The sequence below is a fragment of the Paucimonas lemoignei genome, from assembly GCF_004342585.1.
Classification (GTDB): domain Bacteria; phylum Pseudomonadota; class Gammaproteobacteria; order Burkholderiales; family Burkholderiaceae_D; genus Paucimonas; species Paucimonas lemoignei.
Window position 1 is genome coordinate 317,312 of sequence record NZ_SLZQ01000004.1, and the last position, 26,005, is coordinate 343,316.

The 26,005-nt window shown below is 61.9% G+C and carries 23 protein-coding genes; 1 reads left to right on the forward strand and 22 read right to left on the reverse strand.

Features of this window, described 5'->3' with window-relative positions; translation table 11 throughout:
• Window positions 1-131: 131 nt before the first annotated feature.
• The 18 genes from EDC30_RS08890 to EDC30_RS08975 all read right to left on the reverse strand — a co-directional run bounded on the left by EDC30_RS08890 (window position 132) and on the right by EDC30_RS08975 (window position 19,769).
• Window positions 132-5,360 carry a two-partner secretion domain-containing protein gene (locus tag EDC30_RS08890; RefSeq protein WP_132258464.1) on the reverse strand — a complete coding sequence of 1,743 codons (5,229 nt, stop codon included), beginning with the start codon at window positions 5,358-5,360 and terminating at the stop codon, window positions 132-134.
• On the reverse strand, window positions 5,341-6,990 hold the full coding sequence (locus EDC30_RS08895) for a ShlB/FhaC/HecB family hemolysin secretion/activation protein (RefSeq protein WP_132258465.1): 1,650 nt from the start codon (window positions 6,988-6,990) through the stop codon (window positions 5,341-5,343). Before EDC30_RS08895 ends, EDC30_RS08890 begins: the two co-directional genes overlap by 20 nt.
• A 19-nt stretch (window positions 6,991-7,009) precedes the next feature.
• The gene (locus EDC30_RS08900) at window positions 7,010-7,462 is read right to left on the reverse strand and encodes a cyclic nucleotide-binding domain-containing protein (RefSeq protein WP_132258466.1); all 453 of its coding nucleotides are present in this window, start codon (window positions 7,460-7,462) and stop codon (window positions 7,010-7,012) included.
• Between the two features lie 18 nt (window positions 7,463-7,480).
• Complete coding sequence (locus EDC30_RS08905) at window positions 7,481-7,939, reverse strand: Crp/Fnr family transcriptional regulator (protein ID WP_132258467.1); 459 nt, start codon at window positions 7,937-7,939, stop codon at window positions 7,481-7,483.
• Window positions 7,936-8,454 (reverse strand): DUF805 domain-containing protein, encoded by a 519-nt coding sequence (locus EDC30_RS08910; RefSeq protein ID WP_165973776.1) that lies wholly within the window; start codon window positions 8,452-8,454, stop codon window positions 7,936-7,938. The genes EDC30_RS08905 and EDC30_RS08910 overlap by 4 nt, the downstream gene beginning before the upstream one ends.
• On the reverse strand, window positions 8,451-9,194 hold the full coding sequence (locus EDC30_RS08915; protein WP_243656702.1) for a TadE/TadG family type IV pilus assembly protein: 744 nt from the start codon (window positions 9,192-9,194) through the stop codon (window positions 8,451-8,453). The genes EDC30_RS08910 and EDC30_RS08915 overlap by 4 nt, the downstream gene beginning before the upstream one ends.
• 2 nt (window positions 9,195-9,196) lie before the next feature.
• A complete protein-coding gene (locus tag EDC30_RS08920; protein WP_132258469.1) occupies window positions 9,197-9,682 on the reverse strand; it encodes a tetratricopeptide repeat protein in 486 nt (161 codons plus the stop codon).
• Entirely contained in the window at window positions 9,679-10,032 is a 354-nt protein-coding gene (locus EDC30_RS08925) for a DUF192 domain-containing protein (protein ID WP_132258470.1), read from the reverse strand. Before EDC30_RS08925 ends, EDC30_RS08920 begins: the two co-directional genes overlap by 4 nt.
• Window positions 10,029-10,916 (reverse strand): type II secretion system F family protein, encoded by an 888-nt coding sequence (locus EDC30_RS08930; protein ID WP_132258471.1) that lies wholly within the window; start codon window positions 10,914-10,916, stop codon window positions 10,029-10,031. The genes EDC30_RS08925 and EDC30_RS08930 overlap by 4 nt, the downstream gene beginning before the upstream one ends.
• A 12-nt stretch (window positions 10,917-10,928) precedes the next feature.
• Window positions 10,929-11,780, reverse strand: a complete 852-nt coding sequence (locus EDC30_RS08935) for a type II secretion system F family protein (RefSeq protein ID WP_132258472.1) — start codon at window positions 11,778-11,780, stop codon at window positions 10,929-10,931.
• A complete protein-coding gene (locus EDC30_RS08940; RefSeq protein ID WP_132258473.1) occupies window positions 11,777-13,465 on the reverse strand; it encodes a TadA family conjugal transfer-associated ATPase in 1,689 nt (562 codons plus the stop codon). Before EDC30_RS08940 ends, EDC30_RS08935 begins: the two co-directional genes overlap by 4 nt.
• An 11-nt stretch (window positions 13,466-13,476) precedes the next feature.
• Window positions 13,477-14,793 (reverse strand): type II and III secretion system protein family protein, encoded by a 1,317-nt coding sequence (locus EDC30_RS08945; RefSeq protein ID WP_132258474.1) that lies wholly within the window; start codon window positions 14,791-14,793, stop codon window positions 13,477-13,479.
• Window positions 14,794-14,811: 18 nt separating this feature from the next.
• Complete coding sequence (gene cpaB / locus EDC30_RS08950; protein WP_132258475.1) at window positions 14,812-15,858, reverse strand: Flp pilus assembly protein CpaB; 1,047 nt, start codon at window positions 15,856-15,858, stop codon at window positions 14,812-14,814.
• An 80-nt stretch (window positions 15,859-15,938) separates the two neighbouring features.
• Window positions 15,939-16,229, reverse strand: a complete 291-nt coding sequence (locus tag EDC30_RS08955) for a hypothetical protein (RefSeq protein ID WP_165973777.1) — start codon at window positions 16,227-16,229, stop codon at window positions 15,939-15,941.
• Between the two features lie 8 nt (window positions 16,230-16,237).
• A complete protein-coding gene (locus EDC30_RS08960) occupies window positions 16,238-16,960 on the reverse strand; it encodes a hypothetical protein (RefSeq protein ID WP_132258477.1) in 723 nt (240 codons plus the stop codon).
• Window position 16,961: 1 nt separating this feature from the next.
• Window positions 16,962-17,804: a hypothetical protein gene (locus EDC30_RS08965; RefSeq protein ID WP_132258478.1), complete on the reverse strand. Its 843-nt coding sequence runs from the start codon at window positions 17,802-17,804 to the stop codon at window positions 16,962-16,964.
• The gene (locus EDC30_RS08970) at window positions 17,798-19,387 is read right to left on the reverse strand and encodes a pilus assembly protein TadG-related protein (RefSeq protein ID WP_165973778.1); all 1,590 of its coding nucleotides are present in this window, start codon (window positions 19,385-19,387) and stop codon (window positions 17,798-17,800) included. Before EDC30_RS08970 ends, EDC30_RS08965 begins: the two co-directional genes overlap by 7 nt.
• 97 nt (window positions 19,388-19,484) lie before the next feature.
• Window positions 19,485-19,769 (reverse strand): Flp family type IVb pilin, encoded by a 285-nt coding sequence (locus EDC30_RS08975; protein WP_132258480.1) that lies wholly within the window; start codon window positions 19,767-19,769, stop codon window positions 19,485-19,487.
• Window positions 19,770-20,077: 308 nt separating this feature from the next.
• On the opposite strand from EDC30_RS08975, the gene EDC30_RS08980 reads away from it, so the two are divergent.
• Complete coding sequence (locus tag EDC30_RS08980) at window positions 20,078-20,986, forward strand: tetratricopeptide repeat protein (RefSeq protein WP_132258481.1); 909 nt, start codon at window positions 20,078-20,080, stop codon at window positions 20,984-20,986.
• A 10-nt stretch (window positions 20,987-20,996) separates the two neighbouring features.
• On the opposite strand, the gene cuyB is transcribed toward EDC30_RS08980, so the two are convergent.
• From cuyB to EDC30_RS09000, 4 genes are read right to left on the reverse strand one after another with little or no spacing between them, the layout of a single operon-like run.
• Window positions 20,997-21,713, reverse strand: coding sequence for a cysteate racemase (gene cuyB / locus EDC30_RS08985; protein ID WP_165973779.1), 717 nt, complete (start codon window positions 21,711-21,713; stop codon window positions 20,997-20,999).
• On the reverse strand, window positions 21,710-23,020 hold the full coding sequence (locus tag EDC30_RS08990) for a dicarboxylate/amino acid:cation symporter (protein ID WP_132258483.1): 1,311 nt from the start codon (window positions 23,018-23,020) through the stop codon (window positions 21,710-21,712). The genes cuyB and EDC30_RS08990 overlap by 4 nt, the downstream gene beginning before the upstream one ends.
• A 19-nt stretch (window positions 23,021-23,039) precedes the next feature.
• Window positions 23,040-23,855 carry a substrate-binding periplasmic protein gene (locus EDC30_RS08995; RefSeq protein WP_165973780.1) on the reverse strand — a complete coding sequence of 272 codons (816 nt, stop codon included), beginning with the start codon at window positions 23,853-23,855 and terminating at the stop codon, window positions 23,040-23,042.
• Between the two features lie 14 nt (window positions 23,856-23,869).
• A complete protein-coding gene (locus EDC30_RS09000) occupies window positions 23,870-25,966 on the reverse strand; it encodes an adenylate/guanylate cyclase domain-containing protein (protein WP_132258485.1) in 2,097 nt (698 codons plus the stop codon).
• Window positions 25,967-26,005: the final 39 nt, after the last annotated feature.

Below are 26,005 nucleotides of genomic sequence, written 5' to 3' on the forward strand. Positions count from 1 at the left end.
CACTTTAACACAAATACTGTATAAATAAACAGTACTTTTGGTAAGTGTTGTATTCACGCAAGGCTCACCTCTTGCAAACACAAGGTCAGTTTCCCGACCTTTCTTCCCTCTTCCTGATTCCCTCCTCCTTCTTATTTTCCGTCTAGAGACGCCGGCCCGCTCTGTGCCTGCGGCTTCTGGCAAGGGTCATCCATCCGTAGGCCTTCGCGGTTGACCTGGATGAGACGGTTCTTGGCATCGGCTTTGTCGTCATCCCGGACAGCGTCATTGACCGCAGCCGCAGACACATCGGCGCAATTGAGGTCAAACGCGGCCGGCGCTGTTGCGCTTGCGCCGTTCTCATCATGGCTACCGTTTCCTGACCCATTGTCATCTCCAAGGTCGCCGCCTTTTGTCGAAGAACCCGCATCGCCGGCGTTGTCGCCACCTGCGCCAGCACCATTGGATGCATCGCCGTCGCCGGCGCCAATGCCTCCGGTGCCGCTGCCAGAATCTCCATCTCCAGTTCCACCGCTGGCCGATCCGCTGCCGGCATCGCCTGAACCGTCGCCGGCTCCGGTCGTGCCGCCATTGCCATCGCCGTCACCGACACCAACGCCATCGGCTCCACCGGCACCATCGCCCTTGCCGCCATTGCCCGCGCCGTTGCCATTGCCGCCATCGCCATCGCCGATGCCGCCGCTGCCGGTCCCGGCGCCGCCATCACCGTCAGCCGAGCCATTTCCTCCGCTGCCGCCGTTTCCTGTGCCATCGCCGGTGTCGCCTGTCCCGGCGCCATCGGTGCCTTCGCCGGTGCCACCGCCTCCTGCGCCGTTGCCGCCGTCACCCGTGCCGCCAGTGCCGCTGCCGGCTCCGCCATCGCCGTCACCAGTGCCGCCACCTCCCGTGCCATTACCGCCGGTTCCGGTGCCATCTCCGGTGCCGCCCGTTCCGGAGCCGTCGGTGCCGTCACCCGCACCACCGCCTCCGGTGCCATTTCCTGCACCGCCGTCTCCGGCGCCGCCAGTACCGTCTCCGCCATCACCGTCACCAGTGCCGCCGCCGCCCGTGCCAGTGCCGCCGGTTCCTGTACCATCGCCGGTGCCGCCCGTGCCAGTGCCGCCGGTTCCTGTACCATCGCCGGTGCCGCCCGTGCCTGATCCATCGGTGCCATCGCCGGTGCCGCCGCCTCCGGTGCCATTTCCTGCACCGCCGTCTCCGGCGCCGCCAGTACCGGTTCCGCCATCGCCGTCACCGGTGCCGCCGCCGCCCGTGCCATTGCCGCCACCGTCACCGCCGCCATCACCACCGCCAATGCTGCCGGAACCGGATGTGCCGCTGCCGTCGGTGCCAGTGCCGCCTGTGCCGCCATCGTCGCCGGGAGTGGTGGTTTGCGGAGGATAGGGATTGGTATTGGGAGGAGCCGGCGGGCAACCGACACAGCTGCCGCTGTCCGGATTGACCACCACGCCGCCGTCGCCCGAGCCGTTGCCGCCACCCGAATTATCGCCGCCATCGATGCTCGAATCAGGGAAGGGGTTGGGGTTCTCGCCCTTGCAGGTATCGAGATCCTGGCATCCCTGCCATAAGCCGCCGCTGGTACCGCCGTCATTTTTCTTGGTAAACGTGGGCGTCCGGCTATAGGTAAACACCTTATTGCCGGTCGAGATCACCAGCTTCCTGTTGCCCAGCGCGGCGCCGAGCGTGTCGTCCCATGGGAGGTGGATGTCGCCATAGCCGGCGCCGCCGTTGGGGAACGGGTAGTCAGTACTGCCGCTGATGATGATGGTGCTGCCGTCCGGCATTTTCATGATTTCAGCTGCCGTGAAATTGGGCTCCCATGACTTCGGGCTATTGCCTACCCAGATCGTCTCGTCATTCAGGGTGCGGAAGGTAATCTGCGGCTTGTTCAAGTTTTGATACTTGTCCGCAGTCCCCGGCAGCGTGAGGTTATTGGTAAAGAAATGCATCTGCGGGCCAAACGTCTTGAACGAATGGATCGTCAGATTGGTTGCCGCCAGGCGCAAGTTGTAGAGGGGACCGACTTCGTGCGCGACGATGCTGCCGGTGGTTTGCGCCGACAGGCTGCGATAGCCGAGATCGAGCGCGCCGTCGGAACCGATGTGGATGTCGCCGGTCTGGATATTCTTTGCCGCCGCATTGACATTGCTGTCATTCAGGATTGCGTTCTGCGGCGTGCCGATGAAAAAGGTTGCCGTCTCGTTGGTAAATTTTTTCAGCAGGCCGGCGCTGTAATTGATGTCGGCAGTGAAATCGGTATCCGTGCCATTTTCGATGCCGATCCGGTAAGCCGTGTTATACGGCTGAAGCATGATGCGCGCGCCGTTTTTGGTCGCCGCATCGAGCAGAATATTGAGCGAATTGGCGCGCAACAGCAGGTTGTCGCCCTGGCTGTTCAACTTGATGATATTCAGGGCGCCGCCGGTCGTCAGATAAAAGTCGCCGACCGGCTTGCTGGAACTGGTCACCGTGGTGGAGCCGCTACCGGAAACGTCGGGCGCAGTAGCGCTGGCGGCGACCGCGCCGATCCCGAGGCCGGTCAGCTCGCCGGTGTACGCGCTATTGTTGATGACCATGGTCTTGCCGCCGGCGGCGGACAAAGCCGAGACATTCGTGGTCAGGTAAAACGTGCCTAGCAAATCATCGCCGAAGACGCCAAGCGTATTGGCGTTGATGCGGCTGCCCAGAAAGGTCTGGGCGATATAGTCACCGCCGACGCCGACCGACACCACGCCGGAGCCGGTCGCCGTGGCCGCATTGATGTTGGCGAAGATATTCAGGTTGCCGCCCACCGACAACGACACATTGTTGTCGTTATAGATGGCGGGCGTGGCGCGTCCCTGCGCATCGACACCGGCCAGCGTCACGATCGTATTGGCGGTCGTATTGATGCCGGATACGCCGCCGACGCTGCCGATATTCAGCGGCCCGCCGGTATAGCTGATGGAACCGTTGGTCCTGGCGGCCATAGTCGTCACCAGGTTCTTAGCATTGTTCAGCACAAAGGGCGTAACGCTGCTTGAGCTGGCGCCTTGCAACAGCAAGTTGCCAGCCTTGAGCGAGCCGGCGTCAAGCGGTTCGCTGGTGGCGGCATCGACATCGTGCCGCTGATAGACGCCGCCACTGCCGGCCGTCAGGCGAATCGTTCCGGTGCCGGCATCGATGCTTTCATTCAGGGTCAGGCTGGCGGGGTTGGTGCCGTCGGGCAGCTTGGTTGGGTCGAATCCGGCGGCGTCACCGGTGGTGATCGTGACGTTATGGTTGTTGGTCTTGATGCCGGCCTGGCCATACGGATTCCCGACCGTCATGCTGCCCTGGGTATTGACGACCAAGTCGCCGTTGATGTCGGCGCTGATGTTGCGGATGTTATTGCCTGCCATGGCCAAGTTGGCCGAGCCATTGCGCAATGCCAGGTTATTGACTTGCAGCGCGCCGGCAGTCTGGTTGATGCCGCCTTGGGCGCGGACGTACATGCTGCTGGTGCTGACGTTTTGCGCCAGGTTCAGCACCCCATTGTTACGGTCCAGGTAGAACTGGGTATTGCCATTGGCATGGGTCACGCCGGAAACGCCATTGACCGTGCCAATGGTGAGATTTTTATCATTACTGAATTGGACATAGCCGCCGCTGATATTGGCGGCAAAGGTGTTCACCTTGTTCCAGCTGCCGACGAAGTTGTCGGACGTGATGCCGACCAAATCCCAGTTGCCGCCGCCGGTCAACAGCAGCCCGTTGGCGCCGATGACCGTGCCGGATTTTTGCGTGGCGCCATTGGCCGCATCGAGCCAGATCGTGCCGTTGTAGCCTTCGACATGCGAGTTGATGACGATGCGGTTGCTTGCCTGCAGGCGCAACGTCGAGCCGGAATTCCATTGCACACCGCCGCCGTTGCCGTCATCGATGGTGATGGTGCCGCCCTTCGGCGCCGTGCCGCTGGCGGTCGTTGTCGTCACGGTGACATTGCCGCCGGCCAGCGCCGTCTCCAGCGCGCCGACCGACATACGCGAGGTACCGCCGTTATCCGTGGCATCGCGAAAGGGCTCACTTCCAGTCATATCTGCCGTGGCCGCGTCGACGCTTTGCACGATTTCGATATCGCTCGGGTCGAGCAGCAGCGTGCCGGCATTGCCCTTGGGCGCCAGCGTATTGGCCGTGCCGTTAAAGTCGAGAATCGCCTTGCCGGAGATTTCCACATTGCCGCCATCGCCGCCTTGAGCGCCGCCCTTGGCCGCGATATCGCCGTAATAGCGCGTGTATTCATCCGACCAGACCACGACATCGCCGCCGTTGCCATTGTTCCTGGCGGAGGCATCGATCGTCACATCCCTGGCGACATAGGCGCTGCGCGCATTCGGCAGCGGTCCCTTGCCTTGATAGCTGCCGCCGACATTGATCGTGCCGCCGCCGGCGTCGCCGGAGGCATCCAGGCGCGCATTGCCGGTCAGCGCCACGCGCTCGCCCAGCACGGCAATGCGCCCGCCGGTCTGGCCGGCACCGCTGCCGCTGGCGTCGAGCGTGCCGCTGACCTGGGCATTGCCGCCCTCGGCCATCAGGTAGATTTCGCCATTGCGCTCGACCGTGCTTTGCGCGCGCACCAGGCCGGTATTGTTGACGCTGGTGGCGGCGAGGTCTCGTGCTGTCGCCGCCGTCATGATGGCGCGACCACCATCGGCCAGCAACTGGCCGCTGTTGTTGACGCCGGAAAGATCGGCCACGGCTTTTTCATCGACCGTGAAATTGATCATGCTGTCGCCGGCGATATCGAGCGTCAGCTTGTTGCCGGAGGCGAGCGCGGCAGTGCCCAGGCGAGCCTGGATCACGCCGCTGTTGCCGGCGTAGTCGCCGGCCAGCACGATGTACCCGCCATCGCGCGCTTTCAGCAAGCCGGCATTGATGACTTCGCGCCGCGCAGCCAGGCCTTCGCGGCTGAATACGTAATTGCCAGCCATGAAGTCGTCATTACGGATCGACAGGGTGGTGGCAATCAAGCCGCCGACATCCACCACGGCGCCGGCGCCGAAATAGACGCCGAACGGGTTGACCAGGAATACCTGGCCGTTGGCCGACAGGTTGCCGAGGATATGGGAAGGATTATTCCCGGTCACCCGATTCAGGATGACTGAAGAGGTGTTCGGCTGGTTGATGCGCACGCTGTTGCCGGCGCCGATGGAAAAATCCTGCCAGTTGATGATGGCCTTGGGCGTGGTTTGCGTGATGACCTGGTTTGCACCGGCGGCATTGATCGCAGCAGCGCCGCCGACGACCGTGCCGCCGGAAGGAAGCTGCGCCAGCGCCGTGGCATGGCAGAGCAACGCCGCGGCGAGCGCGATGGCCGTTTTTTTAGAAACTGGCGCTGACATTCATCCATACCCTGTGGTTCTGGCCGTCGGCGGCTTTATACCGGTTGCCGAGCGCTGTCGCCAGGTCGATCGATGCCGTCACACCCTTGAAGGCGTACAAGACGGCGCCCACGCCGGCACTGTGCAGCTTGTCGCGGCTGTCAGCATATCCCGGCATCTTGTAAATGACTTCGCCCGTGTCGAGAGTCAAGCGGAACATGCCCATGCGGCCAAATACTTCGAAAGGATGGCGCAATTCCGCCGTCCCCAGATAGCCGCTGTCGCCGCGTACTTCGGAAGGACGATAGGCACGCACGCTGCCCGGCCCGCCCAGGGAAAATTTTTCCGTGTCCGGCAGCATCTCCGCGCTGTACACCATGGTGCCGCGCAAATACAGGTCCCAGCGCTGCACGAAAGGCGAAGTATGGTTGACATCGACTTCGTAGCGCGCCCGCACCGCATCCTGCTGGGTGGCAGACCTGACGCCCTTGAAGTTGCTCGTCAGGCCAAGCTTGAGGTTGGTAACGGCGCTGTCTTCATGAATATGGTTGAGCTGATAAGCCAGATTCAGCACGCTGATTTTATTGTCCGACATCGTCACGCCCAGGGCGTTTTGCACCAAGCGGCTGCGGCGCAGTCCGACATTGAGCCACTGGCTGTTTTCGCGGGTGCGCACGAGCGGATGGCTGACGCCCACCTCGGCAGTCTTCACTTCGCCAGTAATGCCCAGGGCCGCCGCTGCGCCGCTGACGTCATAGCCGGTGCGCGCGGCGCTGAGCGACAAGCGCGTGCCCAGGGTATTCAAGGGCAGCGAATAGGCAGCAGTCCAGTACCGCACGAGACTGTGGTCAGTAATCGAGCCGGTCAGCGACAGCTGGTCGCCCCAGCCGAAGGGAGAATTCAGGCTCAGGCCGGCTTCGAGCCGGTTGCGCCCGGTTTCGTTGCGGCCATTGTTGTTCAGGCTGATGCTGCCGGTGACGAGCTTTTCGGTGATCTTCACTTCGGCGTCGGTGGTGCCGAACTCGGCCCCCGGCTCCAGCACGACTTTAGCGGCAAGACCGGGGATATCGTTGAGCAGCAGCAGGTCATGCTCCAGCCGCTCGGTGGTCACCAGCGTGCCCGGCTGCAGCATCTGCGTGCGTGTAGCCAGAAACCCTTCGGCAAAACGCCGGTTGCCGGAAAAGCGCAGCTTGCCGATGCGGCCTTCGATGATCTGCAGTTTGACGATGCCGTCGGCGACCCGTTGCGCAGGGATCACCGCCCGCGCCAGCGTATAGCCGCGCGCGTGGTAAAACTCGGTGATGGCGGCAGCGGCCTTGTTGAGGTCATACAGGTTCAGTTCCTGGTCGACAAAGCGCTCCACCACTTGCTTCAAGCGGCGCTCGCGGAAAACCGTATTGCCGGACATGGCAAAGGCATTGACGCGGAAGCGGCGGGCGCGCGGATCGTGCTCCGAAGGCGGCGATGGCAGCGGCAGCAATACCTGCGGCGGCGTGACGGCCTGGCGCGGCCTGGTGTTGCCCAGGCTATCCAAGACGCTGCCGGGAGTAATCGGCGCTTCCGCCGCGCAGGCCCACGCCTGCAGCAGCAGGCCGAGCGGCAAAACGGCAGCGTGCCGGAACGGGATGCGGAATGTACGGAAGATCGTCACAGTGCCCGGGTTTCCTTGTTCATCGGGCCAGCGCGGCGCGCGAGCGCTTGTTGGCTTCCTGAATGTCGCGCGCCATTTGCACGGCGATCATGTATTGCAAATGATGCGCGACCGGCGCGGCATCCTCGAACAAGGCCTGAAACGCTTCACGCGATAGCGCGGCCGTTTCGCCTGGGCCTTTGGCGGTGCAGGTCGCGCTGGCGGGCATATCGTCGACCAGCGACAGAATGCCGAACATTTCGCCATCGGCCAGTTCGCGCAGCATGTATTCTTCGCCACCGTTGTCATGCTGGGTGATGTGTACTGCGCCTTTGAGCAACAGATACAATGCGGCGCCCTGCTCGCCCTGGCGGATGAACACCTGGCCATCGGCATGCGGGGTGACGTGCAAATGCTTCGCCAACGCTTCGAGATGCGGGGTGGCGAAATCCTCGAAGGCTGGCAGGTTTTTCAGAAAATATTTCAAGTCCATGAATCGGCCTTCGTGTAGTTATGCCTGGGCGGCGGTTGCGCGCAGGCGCTTGGCCATCAGCTCGATGAAGTTTTCCAGCAGGACGCTTGCCACCGCCTGATTCCCGGTGATCAGCTTTTCAAAGCCGAGATGGTGAACCTTGACCACGACGCACGCGGTATCGGTGACGATGGTGGCGCTGGCGAGATGTTCGCCGCTCAGCACGGAAATCTCGCCCAGCCATTCGCCGGAATGGACAGTGCCGACGCGCAGCGACTTGCCGCCCTGCTCGATGTAAGCGCCCATCTCGCCGGACAGCACGAAATACAGGAAATCCACCGGCATGCGGTCGCGAATGAGCGTGCGGCCAGGCGCCACTTCCTGCACCGAAGCGCCGTCCAGCAAGTCGCCCAGATGCTGCGGGCCGAGCTGCCCGGCGATCTTTGGAAAAGCAGCCTGGAATTGCGCGGCGATGGCGGAGGTCTCTGTTGTTTTCATGGCTGATAAGGCTTCAGTGAATTGGCCGGCTCGACGATGGACCGGGCTTGGCCGTCGGCCAGATTGACGCCGGTGGCGAGAAAGCCGCCGATCATCAGGGTCGGCAGCAGGATGGCGACCAGCTTCATGCCGTTCGACGGCATTTGCGGCGCTGCGCCGTAGCGATTTTCTCCGCGCGTACCGGGAATGAACCAGAACGCCAGGTTAATGACTGGCACAAGCAGAAACAGCGCCAGCCAGCCGCCGCAATTGAAATCGTGGGCGCGGCGCACCGTCAGCATGGTGAAAAAGACCGGCAGCAGGCAGTAGATCAGGAACACGGTCACGATGCCGTACACCATGCGCCCGGCGCCGCCGGCCAGCAAGGCGAACAGGCCGACCAGGATCATGGCCAGGCAGACCAGCACCACCGCGCCCAGTGAATAGACGATGTATTCGGCGCGTCCGAGGCGGCCATGCAAGGTCCACAGGCGCCGGCGCTGCACTACCGGTTCGACGATATTGGAGGTGTTCATGGTCCCACCCATTTGCCGGGATTACGGAAAGGCGACTGCATCCGCACCACCGCTTCGGCCGTCACCGGGATGCGATACTGATCATCGATGCCCGTGCAGGGCTTGGCCGTGGCGCCGCCGCCTTCGGAAGCCAGGATGTCGGGGGCGGTCTTGATGTCGGGAGACGAACCGGGCGGGTCCACCACCAGGTGAAAGATCAGCTTGTTAATGATCGGCACCGCCATGCGATAGCAATAGGTGACGCGCACCTTGAGCAGGTTGGCATCCTGGATGCTCATGCCGCCGGCCAGGCTGGTCGGGCGGTACATCAGGTTATCGTTGGGAATTTCATTGCCGGTCTCGGACTGGCTGCCGTAGGCGGAAAGCGCCGCCGAAGTCGGGTTGACGATGGTGATGGTGGTGATCTTCGGGTTGCTGACCTGCTCGTTGGCGAGCTTCCAGGCATTCTTCAACAGCGCCAGGTTACGGTCGCCGCCCGAACTGCTGCTATGGGCAAACAGCGGCATCAATCCCGAACTGAGCCCGTCGACGATGGCGCTCATGGAACCGTTGCGCAGCGCGCCCTGGCGGGTGGCGCTGAAGGTGGCGTAATTCAGCGTCGCCTTGGTCTGGTAAATGAAGCCGAACTGGATGGCGCCCATGATCAGGAGGATCAGGATCGGGAATACGTAAATGTATTCGGCCATGGCTTGCCCTCCCTGCTTGCCGGGATAGCTGCGGCGGTGGAAGGAAGCGCGCATCGTCATTGTTTTTTCGCAGGCGCGGGCGACGCCGGCTTGGCTGTGCGGCTCAAGCCGTCGAGCGGAAGTTTTTCCATGCCGCTGATGAGGGCTTCCAGCCGGGCATGCAGCGGGTCGTCGGACGGACCGGCATTGTAAGCCTGGATCAGCGCGGCCCAGGCTTCGCGCAGGCGCACCACGCCGAGGTTGTGCCAGACCTTGGCATCGTTCCCGTTCAGCATGAGCGCCTTCTGGTAAGCCTGCGCTGCCTGATCCGGGCGGTTGGTGCGCGCATACAGGTTGCCCAGATAAAACCAGGCTTCGACATCGTTAGGCACGGCGCGGGTGACGCCGAGCAGCAGCTTTTCAGCGCGCTCATCCTGGTCGCCGGCGTAAGCGACCTGCGCGTCGCGACGCAGTGAGTACAGGTCGTCGTCATGCCCGGAAAACGCCGCGCAGCCGGACAGCAGCAGCACGGGAACAAGCAGCGTAGCAAGGCGGCGCGTCATGCTGCCACCTCGCGCCAGTCGAGATGGTCGCCTGGGTGCAAGCCGATCGCGTCCAGCGTGCCCGGCGCCATTTCCAGGGTGGCGCAAGCGGCCAGACTGCCGGCCATGCGCGCGGGCGCCAGGCCGCGCACCAGCTTGCGCACGCGGCCTGCCTTGTCGATGAAAGCCAGGTCGAGCGCATAGCCCATGCCCAGCGTATGCACCATGCCGCATTTACGGATCAGCATGCCTTCGCCGGTTTTCAGCTGCGGCCGGCCCAGCAAGCCGCGGGTACGCTCCCAGGCGCTGACCGCATCCCAGACGCGCGGCAGCAGGCATTCCTCGCCACGGTAAATGGCTCCCAGCCTCACAGCATCCCCTCTTGCATGAACTTCACGACGATCGGGAAAGCCAGCACGATGAAGGTCACCGGGAAGATGAAGGCGATCAGCGGCAGGATCAGCTTGACCGGCGCTTCCATGGCCAGTTTTTCGGCGCGCTGGAAGCGCTCGATGCGGCGCTGCTGGGATTGCACGCGCAGGGCGACACCGAGGCTCGCGCCCATCTTCTCGGCCTGGATCACGGTGCCGACGAAGCTGGTGATGGCTTTCATGTTCAGGCGGTTTTCCATGCGGCGCAAGGCATCGGCGCGCGGCACGCCGGCGCGCAGGTCGCGCGTGATCATCTGGAATTCATTGCGCAGCGCGCCCGGCGGGCCCTTGTCCATGGCTTGCTTGATGGCGCCGGTCAGGTTCAGGCCGGCTTCCACCGCCAGCGTGATGAAATCCAGGTACACCGGCAGCGCCTTGAGAATTTCCTTTTCGCGGCGCGCGCGCACATCGCGCAGCCAGATCTCGGGATAGTAATTGCCGAGCAAGGTCAGCCCCACCAGCAGCATCGGCGAGGAATAATCGAGCGCGTGCATGCAGTACAGCGTCAGGACGAATGCGACGACAGTGGAAAAGATGCGCACCGCGTAATACTGCTCGGCCGTCAGGATGTAACCGACGCCGGTTTCCTGCAAGCGCTTGTGCGCCTTTTCCAGCCAGGCCGGCGGCAGGCGCGAGGCGAAATGGTATTCGATGAAGGTAATCACCGGCCAGGTCTTGCGCAAGACCGGCGGCAACGGGTCCATGTATTCGCGGTCTTCCTGCGGCACTTCGGACTTGAGCTTGGAGAGGCTGTAGCTGACCAGCAGCACCGAGGTGCCGGCCAGGATACCGATGATGAGCGCGATCAGGGAAGTCGATAGCATCGTGAATTCCGTTCAGACATCAATGGTGGTGATCTTGCGGATGAACAGGTAGCCGATGGTGATCATCACGATGATGACCGCCAGCGTCACCCAGCCAAACAGCGTGGTGAACATCGCGCCCATGGCCTTGGGTTCGATCCAGTTGAGCGCGGCCATCATCAAGAGCGGCAGGCAGGACATGATCAAGCCTTGCATCTTGCCCTGCGCGGTCAGGCTGCGGATCTTGCCTTCCATGGTGGCTTTGTCGCGCAGCGTGGTGGCCAGCGACTCAAGAATCTCCGCCAGGTTGCCGCCGACCTCGCGCGAAATGCGCAAGCCCGACACCACCAGCGAAAAGTCCTGGATCGGATTGCGCTTTTCCATGTTGACCAGGGCCGTGTCGAAATCCACGCCGAGGCGCTGCTCGCGCAGCATCAGCTCGAATTCCTGCGACAGCGGCGGCTTCTGTTCCTTGACCATCGATTCCATCGCCACTGTCAAGCTGGCGCCGGCGCGCATGGCGCCCGACACCATCAGCAGCGCATCCGGCAACTGTTCCTCGAAGCGCTTCAGGCGCTGCGCGGCCAGGCGCTTGATCCACAGCTTCGGCAGGATCAGCGTGCCGATGGCCGTGAACGTGACGAACACCGGGTTGTTCGTGAAGAGCCAGACCAGGGTCGGCAACACCACCAGCGCGGCGACGTTGTAGTAAAAGATCTTGGTCGGATCGAGGAAGATGAACATGTCGGCCAGCGTGGTGCGGGTCGACGTTTCCAGGTCCGATCGCTGCCGCGCCAGCACGCCGCGCACGGCTTGCATGACCAGCCAGATGATGATGAAGGCGGTCAGCAGGCCAACCGCGATGAGCAATCCCAAACTGTTCACAGGCGCTTGTCTCCGGATGCAAACATGTTGAAATCGATATCCAGGCCGCGGCTGCCGAGCTCTTCGTAAAACTCGGGAATCTGGCCGGTGGCGACATGCTTGCCCTTGACCTTGCCGTCCGGGCCGAAGCCTTCGCGCTGGTACAGGAAGATATCCTGCAACTGGATGATGTCGCCTTCCATGCCGGTGATCTCGGTGATGTGGGTCACCTTGCGCGAGCCGCAGGAGAAACGGTTTTGCTGCACGATGAAGCGCACCGCCGAAGCGATCTGTTCGCGGATCGCGCGCACCGGCAAGTCCATCCCCGCCATCATCACCATCACTTCGATACGCGCCAGGCAATCGCGCGGCGTGTTGGCGTGGGCGGTGGTGAGCGAACCGTCGTGGCCGGTATTCATCGCCGTCAGCATGTCGAGCGCCTCGCCGCCGCGGCACTCGCCGACGACGATGCGGTCCGGGCGCATACGCAAGCAGTTCTTCACCAGGTCACGGATCGCCACCATGCCTTTGCCTTCGGCGTTGGCCGGGCGCGATTCGAGGCCGACCAGGTTGGGCTGGCTGAGTTGCAGTTCGGCCGCGTCTTCCACCGTGACGATGCGCTCGTCCTTGGGAATGTAGCTGGACAGGACATTGAGCAAGGTGGTCTTACCGGAACCAGTGCCGCCGGAAATGATGATGTTGGCCTTTTGCTCGACGATAGTCCGCAAAAATTCCAGCATGGTCGGCGTCATCGACCCGAAGCGGATCAAGTCTTCGCCGACCAGCTTCTTCTTGGAGAACTTACGGATCGTGATGTTCGCGCCCTTCAAGGCCAGCGGCGGGATCACGGCGTTGACGCGCGAACCATCTTTCAGGCGCGCATCCACCATCGGCGAGCTTTCATCGATGCGGCGGCCCAGCGGCGTGACGATGCGCTCGATCGCCTGCACCACTGCCTGGTTGCTGGTGAAGGTGATGTCCGACTTGCGCAGCTTGCCGTTACGCTCGATGAAGATCTCATCGGCGCTGTTGACCATGATTTCCGACACGGACTCGTCGGCGATCAAGTCTTCCAGCGGGCCCAGGCCTACCACTTCATCCAGCACGCGCTTGACCAGCATGGCCTTGTCCAGGTGCGCCGGGATATTGCGGTCGGCGGCGACGATCTCCTCCAGCATGACGCGCGTATTGTCGCGCAGCTCGTCCTCGCTCTGGCGGTTGACGTCCACCCGGCGCAAGTCCATCTGCTTGATGAGTTGCTGGTGAAGGTACTTGAGCACCTCGACGATTTCCTTCGCCCGCGCGGCGATCTGCTCGTTCGTTTCATCGTCGGCGTCGGCATCAGAAGCGGGAGCCGCGCTGGTGGCGGCGTGACTAGCCGATGCCAGGGTTGGTGCTGCCGGCGCCTCCGGCTCCAGATCCAGCACTTCCAGCACGTAGTCGCAAATGGTGACCTTGTCGCCCGGCTTCAATGGCCCGTAGCTGCCGCTGATCTTGGTGCCATTGACGCGCGTGCCGGAAGACGCGCCCAGGTCGTTCACGAACACGCCATCCGCACGGCGCTGGATGGTGGCGTGCGAGCGGCCGACGGTCCATCCCTGCAGGATGATGCGATTCTCGTCGCTCTTGCCGATGGAGCACGTATCGATGGTGCATTCTTCCTCGGTGCGCTGGCCCTTGGGCGTGGTAACGGCGATAAGCAGCATGTTGGTTAACCTCAGTCGACGATATCTTGGTTGTTCAGCTTGCGCTCGAAGCGTTCACGCATGTCCATGCTCTTGTCGATGCGCTCGCGGTTGATGGTCGAGGCCGGATCGATGATGGTCGGCGTAACCAGGATCACCAGGTCGGTGCGGCCGGAACGGAAACCATCCGAGCGGAACAGGCGGCCCAGCACCGGGATATCGCCCAGGCCCGGAATGCGGCTCGAATCGTCCGACATGGTGTTGTTGACCAGGCCGGACATGATGATGGTCTGGCCATTCTTGACATTGACCTCCGACTCCGATTGGCGGGTCAGGAAGCCGGGAATGCCCTGCACCGATACCGATGGATCGATGCTGCTGACCTCGGTCTTGATCGCGGCCACGACATTGCCTTCATCGTCGGCGATCGGCTTGATCGCCAGGCGGATACCGTAATCCTTGAATTCCACCGAACCCGAGCCGAGGGCCGATTGCGCCGGCAGCGGGATCTGGCCGCCGGCCAGGAACTTGGCTTCGCCGCCGCTGCGCGCGGACAGTTCCGGCTCAGCCAGGGAATAGACATCGCCGTTATTCTTGGCCAGGTTGATCGTGGTGTTGATCAGGCTGGAAATGCCCAGATAGGTATGGAAACCGCTGACCACCTGCTTCTGGTTATTGGCATTGACGAAGCCGACCGGGAACACATCCTTCAACGGCGCCTGGGCACCGCGCTCGCTGCCGAGGTTACCGGAAAAGCCCACCATCGGACCGGCGAAGGAGCCGGGCCACTGCACGCCGATATTCTTCAGCAGGTTCTTGTTCATCTCGACGATCTGCACTTTCATGTAGATCATCTTCTTCATCGACATTTCTTCTTCGCTGACCAGGCTGGTGACCTGCGGATAGGCTTTGACGACGGTTTCGATGCGCGCCAGGTTTTCCTTGCTGGCCGCGCCGCTGACGATCACGTTGGTGCCGACCGTGTTGATGCGGATGCCGGGGATGCCCTGCAACATCGCGCTGGCCTTGCGATAGGCATCGCTGGAATCGCGCGGGCTGATGCGCAGCGTGTAAATCGACTTGTTAACCGGGCCGGACCAGATCACCAGGGACGTGTCGCCCGGGGCTTCGGCGATCAAGAGCAGTTCCTTGTTGCCCAGCACCGAGGTGGTGACCAGCTTGCCGTTGCCGACGGCGATACGGCTGATGCGATCGGCCGCGAGGGTCTTGACCTCGCCGACATACATCAGGATTTCATTCGATTTGGCATCAGGCGCGGATTGCTGCGCGCGAGCACCGCCGGTCAGCGCCAGCAAGCTCCAAAGGATAAGTGTGATGAGACGTTTCACGATATTTTCCCTGCAATGTTATTTAGTAGTAGCAGCCTTGGCGCTGGCATTGGCGTTGCTCAGCTTGATGAGTTCGGTCAGGTTCTGCGGCAGCGCAGGCTGGGCAGTAACCGTCTGCGTCGCTGCCGGCGCGCCGCCGGGCATGGATGGCAATGCCCCGGCCGGCAGCGGCACATTGATCACCGGCGCGACGGCTTCGCTGCCGCCTTTGCCCCCGATGAAGTACTCGACATAGCCGGTCTTGCTGCTCGGCTTGGACAGAGCGACACGGCGCTCGCGCTCGCGCACTTCTTCCAGGATGTTTTCAGCGGTAACCGTTTCAAAGTCCACCGATTGCGTGTCTTTTTCATTGCGCAGCACGGCGCGGACCTTGCCCAACTCGGTTGCCAGGGACAGGCGGGCCGCCTGGGTCGGCGTGACTTCCAGGGTGAAGTTGCTGTAGGTGACGCGACGCGGCTGGCCATTGCCGGCGGCCGGGTCATCCTGGGTCACCTTTTGTCCGGTCGCCAGCACCTTGACCTGATCAAGGAAGGGCACCACGGTCTGGTGGTTGGAGCCTTCGCTGCCCGGCAGCACCAGCAGCAGATCGACCAGGTTGCCCGGCTCGATCATGTGCGACACCGAATTGATTTCATCGACATTGATCGTGATGGCGCGCTTGCCGGCCTTGAGCGTATCGGCAAAATCCGAGAACACTTCACGCACGTCGGATCGGCGCAGCGGCTTGCCGCGTTCGACCTGGTGCAACAGCGCCTGCCCCTTGTAGGCATCGAACTCAGATACCCTGATCGTATCTTCATAGACGAAATCGGCAGGCACGTTGCGCGCCGCCACCATGCTCTCTTCCAGCAGCGCGCCAGGCGGCATGTGCTTGGTGGGCACCACCACCGCGACGGTCTCGCCCAGGTCCTTCTGCGATCTGGCGGCAATCTCCGCTTCCAGGCTTTGTTCCTTGAAGCGCAGGTATTGCAGGGTCAGCCAGGCTGTGAGCAAGCTCAGCACGATGGCCACGATAAGCATCAACCAGGTTTTGTTGATCTTGATATTGGGACGTTGGATTTTCAAGTTAATTGGCCCTGATTAAAAAATTATTTGCGACCCGTCCGCCCTGCTCGGGCGAACTCCCCCAGTTAATAATTGTTTTACTAATTGAATTCCACATCCACCGGCCATTCCGGATTCTTCAGGTCGACGCACTTGTCGACGCTGACCGATACCGGGCCGACCTCGGCGCCGGTGAAGCAATTGGGCATCGACGAAATCGAGATGGCATATGAATAATCGGTGTAGTACTCGCGGATGGCGGAAGCCAGCTTCTGGATCGGCGGGTCGGACCCGACCACCAGCACGATCACGCCCACCATCAGCACGACCAGATATTCGATGAAGGATTGGCCGCCCATGCGGCGGCGCCCCGGCATCCGGCGCTGACGCATCGCCGCCCTCATGGCTTGTCCACCAGGTTGGCCAGCACCATCGTCTGCGTGCCTTCACGGGTGAATACCAAGCTGGCTTCGGCCAGTCCGCGCTTCATCACCAGCGTGATGCCCGGCCCCTTCTTGGTCTTCATCTGGTAGCTGCTGATGACTTTCCAGCCCTGGCCGCCCAATTGCTGCCGATAGAAATCGGCATTGGCCTCCGCCGAAAAACCATTGCTTAATAAGAGCGTGCGCGCAGCCTTGCCGTCATCGTGATGATCGATGTCGTTGAGGACGGTGCTGCCGGACATCATGGGCAGCTTCTTATCGTCCGGCACGAGGCGTGCACTCTCCGGCGCCTGGGTGGCGCTGAGCAAGCCTGTCGAGCCGGTGCCCGCCGCCTGCACCTGCACCGTGAAAAAGCATTTGCCGCGCACGACAGCAATGGTTTGCCAGGGGCCGGACATGTATTCCTGCGGGGCCGTCGCCGGCGCGCCGTTGCCCCAGGCCTGGCGGTAAAACGCCAGGATGGCTTCCGGCTTTTGCTCGCTGTCGAAGCGCTTGATACTCATCGGCACGCCGTTGTACACCATGTGCTGCGCAACCCATTGCACGCGCGCCCTGGGCTCGGCGAAAAACGGGCAATCCAGTTCGGCTGACACCGCGTTGGCCGACGCCAGCGCGCACGCCGCCACCACGCCGAGGCGGCGCACGAACCTTGCAGCGATGATGGTCGGAATGGCTGTCATGTCACTTGACCCGGTCTTTCGGCACTTCGTCAGGCACGATCTTGCCCGGCTCCAGCTTGGAGGCTTCCGGCAGAATGAGGGAGATGGCGCCCAATACGAAATCGGTGATGTTGACGCCCTCGAACTCCACATCCAGCAGGGTGGTCGGCACCAAGCCCTTGACCTGCTGCTTGACGCTGGTCTTGGCCGGATCATCCGGGCCGTTGGCATTCCAACCGTTGGCCAGCAAGACCGTGGTTTCGCTGAACTTGGCAGTCGTATCCTTCAGCAGGAAATGGTCATAGTCGATATCGCGCACATTCATGCTGACCTTGGCCGCATACTTGCCATTGGTTTCCAGCACAAAGGGGCCGAGCGTGGCGGCGAAATTGGCGATGGGATCGAGAATGACATTCAGGGTGCCGGGCGCCTGGCCATTGTCGACCTTGTTTTGCACGGCGCTATAGTCGGCCAGCATGGTCTTGCCTTTGCGGTCTTGCCACAGAGCCTTGGCGCCGCCATTGAAATTGCTGCTGCTGCGGTCGGCATTGGAAAAGGCGGCGCTGGTTTCGGCCAGCTGACGCGCGCCGAGTTCGCGGCGGATTTGGTCATCGGACTTTTCATTGGCCTGCCACTTCTGCGACACGCCAAACCATCCCAGGCTGGTGGCGGCGTCACCGCCATACCAGACGGTGCGCTCCCAGGCGGCATAGCGCGAGGTTTGCACCGCTGTGGCGCGAATGTCGAGATACTTGCCCAGCAACGGGATCGCCAGAAACAGCGGGATCAGCACCAGGCCGCCGGCGATCAGCAATTCGACCATCGCCTGGCCGCGCACTCGGGATAAAAAAGGCGGCTTTACCATAGCTGATAGCTCATCGAGGCGTACTGTTCAAGGAAGCTATTGGGCGCCAGGCGGGCTTGCCAATACGGGCTATACAGGCTGGCCAATTCGGTCTTGCCGTCGCCGCGCGCAAACAATTTCTTCGGCCGGGAGAAATAGACTTCCGCCTTGGAGAGGCTGCGCATATAGCCGCTGCGGGTACCGTTTTGCAGCGTCAACTGGCCGCCGGAAATCTTGTTGCTGGTCGGGATATTGGTATCGGCCTTTTCGATTTCCAGCACCAGCGGCGGCCCTTGGAGATTCGGCTTGGTATCGTTTTTCACGTCGAAGTACTTGCGCAGGCCAGCCTTCGAATCCATCGTCGAGCCCGCGCCCTTGCCTGCCTGGATGCCGGCAGCGCCGGCTGTCATCGGATTGTTGTAGATGCCGCCATACGCGTCCGACGGCTCCGTATCGAAGTTGTTGGTCGCCAGCAGGTTGCTTGACTGGCCTGCCTGCGCCGCGCCCCAACCCATCGGCAGGAAGGGAATGATGATCGGGATGGGGATGGGAATGCCCAGGATACTGATCCAGAAAATCGCCGCGCCGAAAAAGCCGGTGCCATCCATCGCGCTCCAGGTCTTCTTGGCAGCGCCGACTTTCTTGAGTTCGGTGCCGCCGCGGTGCCACAACATCATGAGCAGCGCGCCATTTTGGTAAGGAATCAAACGGGTCGGATCGACGACGAATGGCGTCAGGTACATCGATTCGGCCGGAAAGATGTTGCCCGGTCCGCCACCCTCGGTATTCCTGTTCTTGGAAAAACCATCGAGCGAGTTTTTGGTCACCTGCGCCATGCGGTCGGCCTGGGCGCCATCCTTGTTCAAGACGTTCGGATCCTTCTGGCTGGTAAACATGAACCATTGCGCCAGGTGCACGATCGCCGCTGCCATGCCGGGCGTACTCAAGTCGGCATCCTTGTCGTTAAGCTTGATGACGTTATAGGCTTCATTAAAGCTCAACAGATCCTTCACTACCCCCAGCGAATCCACGTCGACCCCCGGCAGCTTGTCGATCACCGCGGCGGGCGACAAGCCGATGGTTTGCGCCACTGTCAGAGCGGTGCCGTAGTGGTAAACCATTTGCGCGGCATTGAGCACATCGATCAGCACATCGAGCAGCTTGACGGCGATCGGCCCGGCGGTTTCCATGGCTTTGCCAAACGCCTTGGAAGCCGGTTTGTACGCCTTGACCGGCGTATCCCAAAAGATTTTCGCCAGCGGACCGCCCAGGCCGCTCAAGACCTGCGGCACCCAGGACGAGGGGCCGTTGTAGGTGGCGGCGTAGCCCTTGGCCCAGGACGTCAGCCCCACTACCTGCGCCACCGCCACCTGGTTGGCGATCACGGCGCGATTGGTGTAGGCGGAAAAATTGTAGTCGCGTGCCTCCGCCTGCACCGCGCTGTAAGCTGCAGCGTCGGCGGCATTCTGCAGCCGCATCTTATTGATGGACTGCTGCCCCATGGTGTACATCGACACCATCACCAATAAGATGATGACGACGGTAACCAGGGAAAATACCAGCGCTTGACCGCGCTGGTAAATCAGGTGCGGCGAGACAGACACAACCGGGCCATTGCTGAAATAACTGCAGGCACGCCGACTCCAGCCTGCTGGCAGCACTCAGGCTGTCGGCCGGCTGATGTCTGACGTGAAAGCAGTATTACTTGTTGCCGGAGTCGTAGCTGGACATGCCCTTGGCTTCGGCAGCCTTGGTATTGGCGCTCTGGGCAGAAGTTTTAGCCGTGTTCTTGCCTTCAGTTGCGCCGGTGCCGGCGACTTCACCGGCGAGGCCTGCGACTTGGCCACGGATGGTTTGACCGAACATGCTGTAGACACCGATTGCCGCCACGGCGATCAGGGCAACAATAATGATGTATTCGGTCATGCCTTGGCCAGCCTGGCGCAGCGAGAATTTTTTAGTCAGGTTTTTGGTGGTTTTTTTCATGACGACTCCCTGTCGAACTAAGTTTGAAAAGTAAATTCTTTATATTGAGGCACATCAAGGATGCCAATTATTTCAAGCAGAGTTATATTAACTTACGAAAATGCAATATTTGTTGCAAGAATCATTTTTTTACGGAAATGTAGTAAAGTTTTTTGCTTGCATCTAACCTTTTGAACCAAGTTGGTGCAATAAATTTCTTTCAAGAAATTTTTTATATCAAACACCGGCGCGGTGTTGCAAAAAAGCTGTATATGCGCCCGCTCAGGGGATGCGCTTCTCCCCGCTCTTATCTATAAAGGATTACACCGATGGACCGAATGGTCATAAAACTTGCCGTCGTCGCAGCGTTGGCAATCAGCGCCTTCTCGGCGCATGCGGATTTCGAGGCGGGGCGCGCAGCCTACAGGCAGGGCAACTATGCCGCAGCGTTAAAAGAGTTCAACGCGGACGCCGCCAAGGGCAATTCCAGAGCCCAGAACTATCTCGGCGTGATGCATGAAAAAGGCCAGAGCGTGCCGGTCAACCATGCACAGGCGCTGGCGTGGTATCGCAAGGCGGCGGATCAGGGCTTCGCGCCGGCGCAAACCTCGGTGGGCTATTTTTACCAGCAAGGCCTGGCCGTGCCGAAGGATTACGCCCAGGCGATCGCGTGGTACCGCAAGGCGGCGGCGCAAAACTTCGCCCAGGCCCAGAACAATCTCGGCGCCGCATATGAAAATGGGCTGGGCGTAAACGCCGATCCGGCGCAAGCGGCCGAGTGGTATCGCAAGGCGGCGGACCAGGGCCATGCCGGCGGCCAGACCAATCTGGGCTATCTGCATGCGCGCGGCAAGGGCGTCGCCCAGGACGATGGCATCGCCGTCGCGCTGTACCAGAAAGCCGCGGCGCAGAATTATGCGCTGGCGCAGAACAACCTCGGCTTCATGATCGCCGAAGGGCGCGGCTTGCCGAAGGATGCCGCTGCCGCCGCCGAGTGGTACCGCAAGGCGGCGGAGCAAGGTCTCGGCCTGGCGCAATTCAACCTGGCACGGACTTATGAGCAAGGCAAGGGCGTGCCGCAGGACGATGCGCAAGCCCTGGCCTGGCTGACGAAATCGGCCAATGCCGGCTACAAGCCTGCCATGCGCCGTCTGGCCGAGGTGTACACGCGCGGCTTGCTCGGCCAGCAAGCGTCGGCGGACACGGCGCGCTCCTGGAGCGAAAAAGCCGCGCGCTAAAACCCGGCGCTCAATCCAGGTAACCGAGCCGGCGCAGGCAGGCGCGCGCCAGCGCCAGCGAAACATCAACCGCCGGCAAGCCGTCGGCGGAGCGGTGATCGCAAGCCAGGGGCAGCTCGGTGCAGCCAAGAACCAGCGCCGCCACCCCTTGGCGCGACAACTCAGCCTGCAGCAGCTGCATTTCCTGGCGAGCCGCGCTCCCCTCTCCTGCCTTCACCTGGGCGATGATACGGTCCACTTTCATCTGTCCTGCCTCATCCGGCACAACTACCTGGAAATCCGCCGCCCTCAGGCGCGCACTGTACATGCCGCTGCGGATCGTGCCGCGCGTGGCCAGCACGGCCACCTTGCCGGAGCGGGGTAACGGGCTCAGGCGCAGCTCTTCCACGGTGGCGTCGGCGATATGCATGATCGGCACGCTGGACGCTTCCTGCATCGCCTCGAACCAGAAGTGACTGGTACTGCAGGGAAGCGCGATCAGCGAGACGCCCTGTTCCGCCAGCCAGGCCACGCCTTTGGCGAGCCATTCGCGCGGACGGTCGTCGCCGTCGCGGATGGCGCTGCTGCGGTCGGGCATGTCGGGCTGGCTCAGGGTAAGCCACGGCAGATGGTCCTGGTCGCAATGCGCAGGCACCAGGCGCGTCAGCTTGCCGAGAAAGTCGACAGTGGCCAAGGGCCCCATGCCGCCCAGGATGCCGAGCAAGGGTTGCTGCTGCGGGCGCGTCATTGCACCACCCTGATATTGCTGGTGGCGACAGTTCCGGCTGACGGCTGTTGCCGCGCCTGCCGCGGCGCAGTCAGCGCCACCAGGGCATTGATGGCGATCACCAGCAGCACGGTGCGCAAGGTATCGCACATCGGCTCGATCGCCACGAACAAGACGAACGCCGCTTCGAAGGGCAGCCCCAGTAGGCCGCATACCACAGCCGTTTGCGAAATGGTGACGACACCGCTCATGCCGGTGGAAGCAAAGCCGGCGATCACGGCAGCCAGCACCACCACGCCGTATTCGGCCGCACCCAGTTCGCGGCCGTAAAGCTGGGCGATGAAGACCGCCGCCATGCTGTAGTACAGCGCCGGCCCGACGCGAAACAGCGCCGTGCCGAGCGGCACCAGCAATTCCGTGATGCGCTTGTCGAATCCGAGCCGCTCCACCAGCGCGCTCATCATGGCCGGCATGCACGCCACACTGTTACGGCTGGCCAGCGCGATGAAGAAGGGCGCTTCCTGCGAACGCAGCACGGTTGCCAGGCTACGGCCAGACCTGCGCCAGAGGATGAAAATGCACAGCGCCAGCAACAGTGCGGTCACCACGGCGAAAGCCAGGAGAAAATGCAGCATGACGTGAAACGGCTCGATGCCGGCGCCGGCAAATTGGCCGGCGGCCAGCACGAACGATGCCGGCGGCAGCAGGTACAGCATCCACGCGGTCATGCGCTGGCAGGCACGGAATACCGTGTCGCAGCTATCGATGAGGCTGTGCGCCCGCTCCCCTGGCACGCTTGCCACGGCAAAGCCGAACAGCAGCGCGAACACCAGCGACTTGAGCGTGTCGCCCAGCGACAGCGCGCTGAAAATATTGTCCGGCACCAAACGCGCCAGCAACTGGCTGGCGACATTGGTGTGCGGCGCATCCTGGTGCGGCGCCAGCAGGTGCACGCTGGTTTCGACGCCGGACAGGTCCGCTTGCACCAGTTTGCCGAAGGCTTGCAGCGCTTGCTGATCCAGCCCCGAACCAGGCGCGGCAAGATGCATGTAAAGCACGCCTGCCATGCTGGCCAGCGCCATGCCGGCCAGCAGAAAGACGATGCTGCGGCCCAGGTACTGCGAGGCGGCGGAATCACGGACCAGGCGGCTGATGCTGACAATCACTGCCGATACCAGGAACGGTAGCACCACCATCTTCAGCAAGTCGATGTACGCCGCACCGATGAATTTCAGGCTTGCAGCAAAGTCCGGCGCGAGCATGCCGGTCGCCGCGCCCGTCAGGATGGCGGCGAGGATCGTCAACGGATGGGTAAGAATTCTAGTCATACTGTTGTGGCCGACGCTTTCATTTCAGGTGTTGCCCATACCGCTCCAGAATCTGTTCGGCGGAATACTTGATATTTTTCTGCTGCAAATACAAATTCACAAAACCATGCAGATGGTAATTGTCGGCGCTGACGGCAATGCCGATGGTATCGGTAATGTCTTCGATAATCACCGAACGCAGCGCCAACGCCAGGTCCGGGCGTGTCTTGAAGACGCGCTTGATTTCGAAAGCATCGCGGTATGCCGCTGTGATCTGGCCGGCGGCGACCGCATCGACCGCCGCTTCCCAGCTATCGAATTCCATCACCTTCGCCTTGGGAAAATTAGTCCTGGCGAAACCGACGTAGGAGGATTGCGCGATCACGCCGATGGTGCCGGTAAATTGCTGCAAGGCCTCGGCAACCGATTTGCGGCCCGCCAGTTCGGCAAAGCGCAGACGGTTGACCAGCAAGGCATGCGGCAGCACGATGTAAGGGTCGCTGAACATGACGCTTTGCGCGCGCGTCAGCGTCCTGCTGAGCTTGGCGGCGGCCATGTCGGCGCGACCTTGCGCGACCAGGTTGACGGCATCGTTGAAATGCCGGGCCTCCCGGTTGAATACGGCGCGCACACCCAGCTCTTGCGCAATCGACTTGGCCAATTCGATATCCAGGCCTTTGAGCTCGCCTTTTTCCTCGAAAAAGAAAGGCGGCATCTGGAGCGCCGGCACCGCCACCACCAGGCTGCCGCTGGCCTTGATGGCCGCCGTGTCGCGCGCCGCCACCATGCCGGCATGCAGTAAAAAAAACGCGCCGGCCAGCAGGCACAGCAGGTAACGCAAGCGGAATATCGTCATCAGCCTTCCCTTCCTCAAGCCAGCCGCTTGGCGGCGCGCGCCCGGCATTTTTCCAACATGCGCTGCGCTACCGGGTCGTCAGGAAAGCGCGCCAGGATTGCCGCGTAAGCCTGCGCCGCCTGCTCGACATTTCCCTGGGCATAGTCAGCGTACGCCGCCGTCGTCATGCGGCACAGGGCCATGTCGTCTTCGCTCGCGGCCAGCTCGGCATCGGCGTCGCGAATGGCCAGCAATTCGTACACCACCAGCTCGCTCTTGCGGCCCTTGACCAGCACCGCGTCGATCGGCCTTAACCAGAGGCGCTCGCCGGCTTCGCGGTAAACGTTATGGCTGACGCATGTCCAGGTGCCCAGCTCCTTGTTGATGCCCTCCAGGCGCGACGCGACGTTGACGCCATCTCCCATGACGGTGTAACTGACCCGTTCCTCGGACCCGATGTTACCCACCAGGATAGCGTCGGCATGAATGCCGATACGCACCTTCAGCGGCGCCAGTCCCTGCGCTTCCCATTCCCGGTTCTTGGCAGCCATCCGCCGGCGCGCCCGCACGGCGGCGACGCATGCCCAGTAGGCGTGATCATCCATGCCAACCGGCGCGCCCCAGAAAGCCATGACGGCGTCGCCGATGAACTTGTCCACCGTGCCGTGCGCCTGTTCGACCGCCTCGGTAAAGATGGCAAAATATTCCGACACGCGCGCCAGCAATTGCTGCGACGGCTCGACCTCCGCCAGGCTGGAAAAGTTTTCAATGTCGGTGAAAAACGTGGTGAGGTAACGGCTCTGCACACCGAGCTGCGTGCCATGTCCCGACTTGATCAGCTGTTGCACCAGCCCCTTGGGCACGTAAGCGGTGAAGGATTCCAGGCCGCGCGCCAGCAGATCGATCGCTTCGGACAGGTATTTGATTTCCTGCACGCGCGACTCGACCGGGCGGATCCGGTCGAATCGGAACTCGCGGATATGCGCGACTTCATCGGCCAGCCGCTCGATCGGCCGTGAAATCGAGCGCGAGAGGCGGTAGATCAGGAAAATCTGCAGCAGCAGCGCCAGCAAGCCGAACCCCACCAACTGGCGGTTGATGCGCTTGATGTCGCCAACAAAGTCATCGGTGGGGACGATGATCAGCAATTCCCAATCCTTGTTAAAGTCGCGCGGGAACGGTGAAAAAATCCCCAGGTATTCGGTATTGTTGGCGCCGGCGTAAAAAGTAAAGCGGTCTTGCCGAGTACGCAGACGTTCGGCCAGCGCCGCACCCACGCGCGGATCGTCAAGCCTGTCGAGGCGGTTCTGCGCCAGTTCGCTATCCTTTTTCATCAGCACCTGGTCGAATGCCGGATGCGCGACGATGCCGCCGCTGGCATCGGCGATGATGGTCATGCCGTGCGGGGACACGCGATTGTCGGACAGATACTGCGACAGCGTCTTCAGGGTGAAATCAGCGGCAACCACGCCCAGCGTCTGCCCCTTGTCGCGCACGGGCGCGCTGACGGTCACGCCCAGTTCGCCGGAACTGGCGAACAGGTAGGGGTCGGAAATACTGGCGCCGCCCAGCCTGACGGCATCGCGATAAAAGCTACGCTGCCGGGGATCATAGCTGGCCGGTCCACGGCGCTGGGCAAGGCGGCGGTCCCACTCCGCATGAAAGACGTAGGTATCGATAGCCGGCCTGGCACTGGCATCGAGAAAGCGGCTCACCAGCATCGTGCCGGGCGGCGAGGTCTCGCCGAAGATGCGGAAATCCGCCACTTCGCGCCGCACCTGGCGGAATGAGCCGTCGGCGAAGCTCACGTAAGCGGCATACACCGCTTCATTCAATGCGAGGATCTCGTTGAGGTAATCGGCGGAAGACTCGCGGCGGAAGTAATCGGGCTGATCGCGCATCAGCGTCGCCCCCGTGCGCACGGTGGCTAACATCGGATTGAACAGACGCGTCGTCATATTGACGATATCGGCCTGCGTTTTCTGGATGAAGCGTTCGGACTGTTGCGCGCTGAGCTTCAAATTGGCGCGATAGTTGGCCACCACGAAAGTGATGATCACCGGCATAGTCAGGATGACAAAGATCAGGCTGATGGTGATGTGCAGCCGGATGACGCGCTTGCGGAATACCATGTTATTTGTCTTTACCGTCGCTCAGGCCGGAAGAGGAAA

What these genes read in the sequence shown, in the direction of transcription:
- EDC30_RS08890 (WP_132258464.1), bottom strand. Translation starts at nt 5,360, where the DNA reads ATGTCAGCGCCAGTTTCTAAAAAAACGGCCATCGCGCTCGCCGCGGCG.
- EDC30_RS08900 (WP_132258466.1), bottom strand. Translation starts at nt 7,462, where the DNA reads ATGGACTTGAAATATTTTCTGAAAAACCTGCCAGCCTTCGAGGATTTC.
- EDC30_RS08905 (WP_132258467.1), bottom strand. Translation starts at nt 7,939, where the DNA reads ATGAAAACAACAGAGACCTCCGCCATCGCCGCGCAATTCCAGGCTGCT.
- EDC30_RS08910 (WP_165973776.1), bottom strand. Translation starts at nt 8,454, where the DNA reads ATGAACACCTCCAATATCGTCGAACCGGTAGTGCAGCGCCGGCGCCTG.
- EDC30_RS08915 (WP_243656702.1), bottom strand. Translation starts at nt 9,194, where the DNA reads ATGCGCGCTTCCTTCCACCGCCGCAGCTATCCCGGCAAGCAGGGAGGG.
- EDC30_RS08920 (WP_132258469.1), bottom strand. Translation starts at nt 9,682, where the DNA reads ATGACGCGCCGCCTTGCTACGCTGCTTGTTCCCGTGCTGCTGCTGTCC.
- EDC30_RS08930 (WP_132258471.1), bottom strand. Translation starts at nt 10,916, where the DNA reads ATGCTATCGACTTCCCTGATCGCGCTCATCATCGGTATCCTGGCCGGC.
- EDC30_RS08940 (WP_132258473.1), bottom strand. Translation starts at nt 13,465, where the DNA reads ATGCTGCTTATCGCCGTTACCACGCCCAAGGGCCAGCGCACCGAGGAA.
- EDC30_RS08955 (WP_165973777.1), bottom strand. Translation starts at nt 16,229, where the DNA reads ATGCGTCAGCGCCGGATGCCGGGGCGCCGCCGCATGGGCGGCCAATCC.
- EDC30_RS08960 (WP_132258477.1), bottom strand. Translation starts at nt 16,960, where the DNA reads ATGACAGCCATTCCGACCATCATCGCTGCAAGGTTCGTGCGCCGCCTC.
- EDC30_RS08965 (WP_132258478.1), bottom strand. Translation starts at nt 17,804, where the DNA reads ATGGTAAAGCCGCCTTTTTTATCCCGAGTGCGCGGCCAGGCGATGGTC.
- EDC30_RS08975 (WP_132258480.1), bottom strand. Translation starts at nt 19,769, where the DNA reads ATGAAAAAAACCACCAAAAACCTGACTAAAAAATTCTCGCTGCGCCAG.
- EDC30_RS08980 (WP_132258481.1), top strand. Translation starts at nt 20,078, where the DNA reads ATGGACCGAATGGTCATAAAACTTGCCGTCGTCGCAGCGTTGGCAATC.
- cuyB (WP_165973779.1), bottom strand. Translation starts at nt 21,713, where the DNA reads ATGACGCGCCCGCAGCAGCAACCCTTGCTCGGCATCCTGGGCGGCATG.
- EDC30_RS08990 (WP_132258483.1), bottom strand. Translation starts at nt 23,020, where the DNA reads ATGACTAGAATTCTTACCCATCCGTTGACGATCCTCGCCGCCATCCTG.
- EDC30_RS08995 (WP_165973780.1), bottom strand. Translation starts at nt 23,855, where the DNA reads ATGACGATATTCCGCTTGCGTTACCTGCTGTGCCTGCTGGCCGGCGCG.
- EDC30_RS09000 (WP_132258485.1), bottom strand. Translation starts at nt 25,966, where the DNA reads ATGGTATTCCGCAAGCGCGTCATCCGGCTGCACATCACCATCAGCCTG.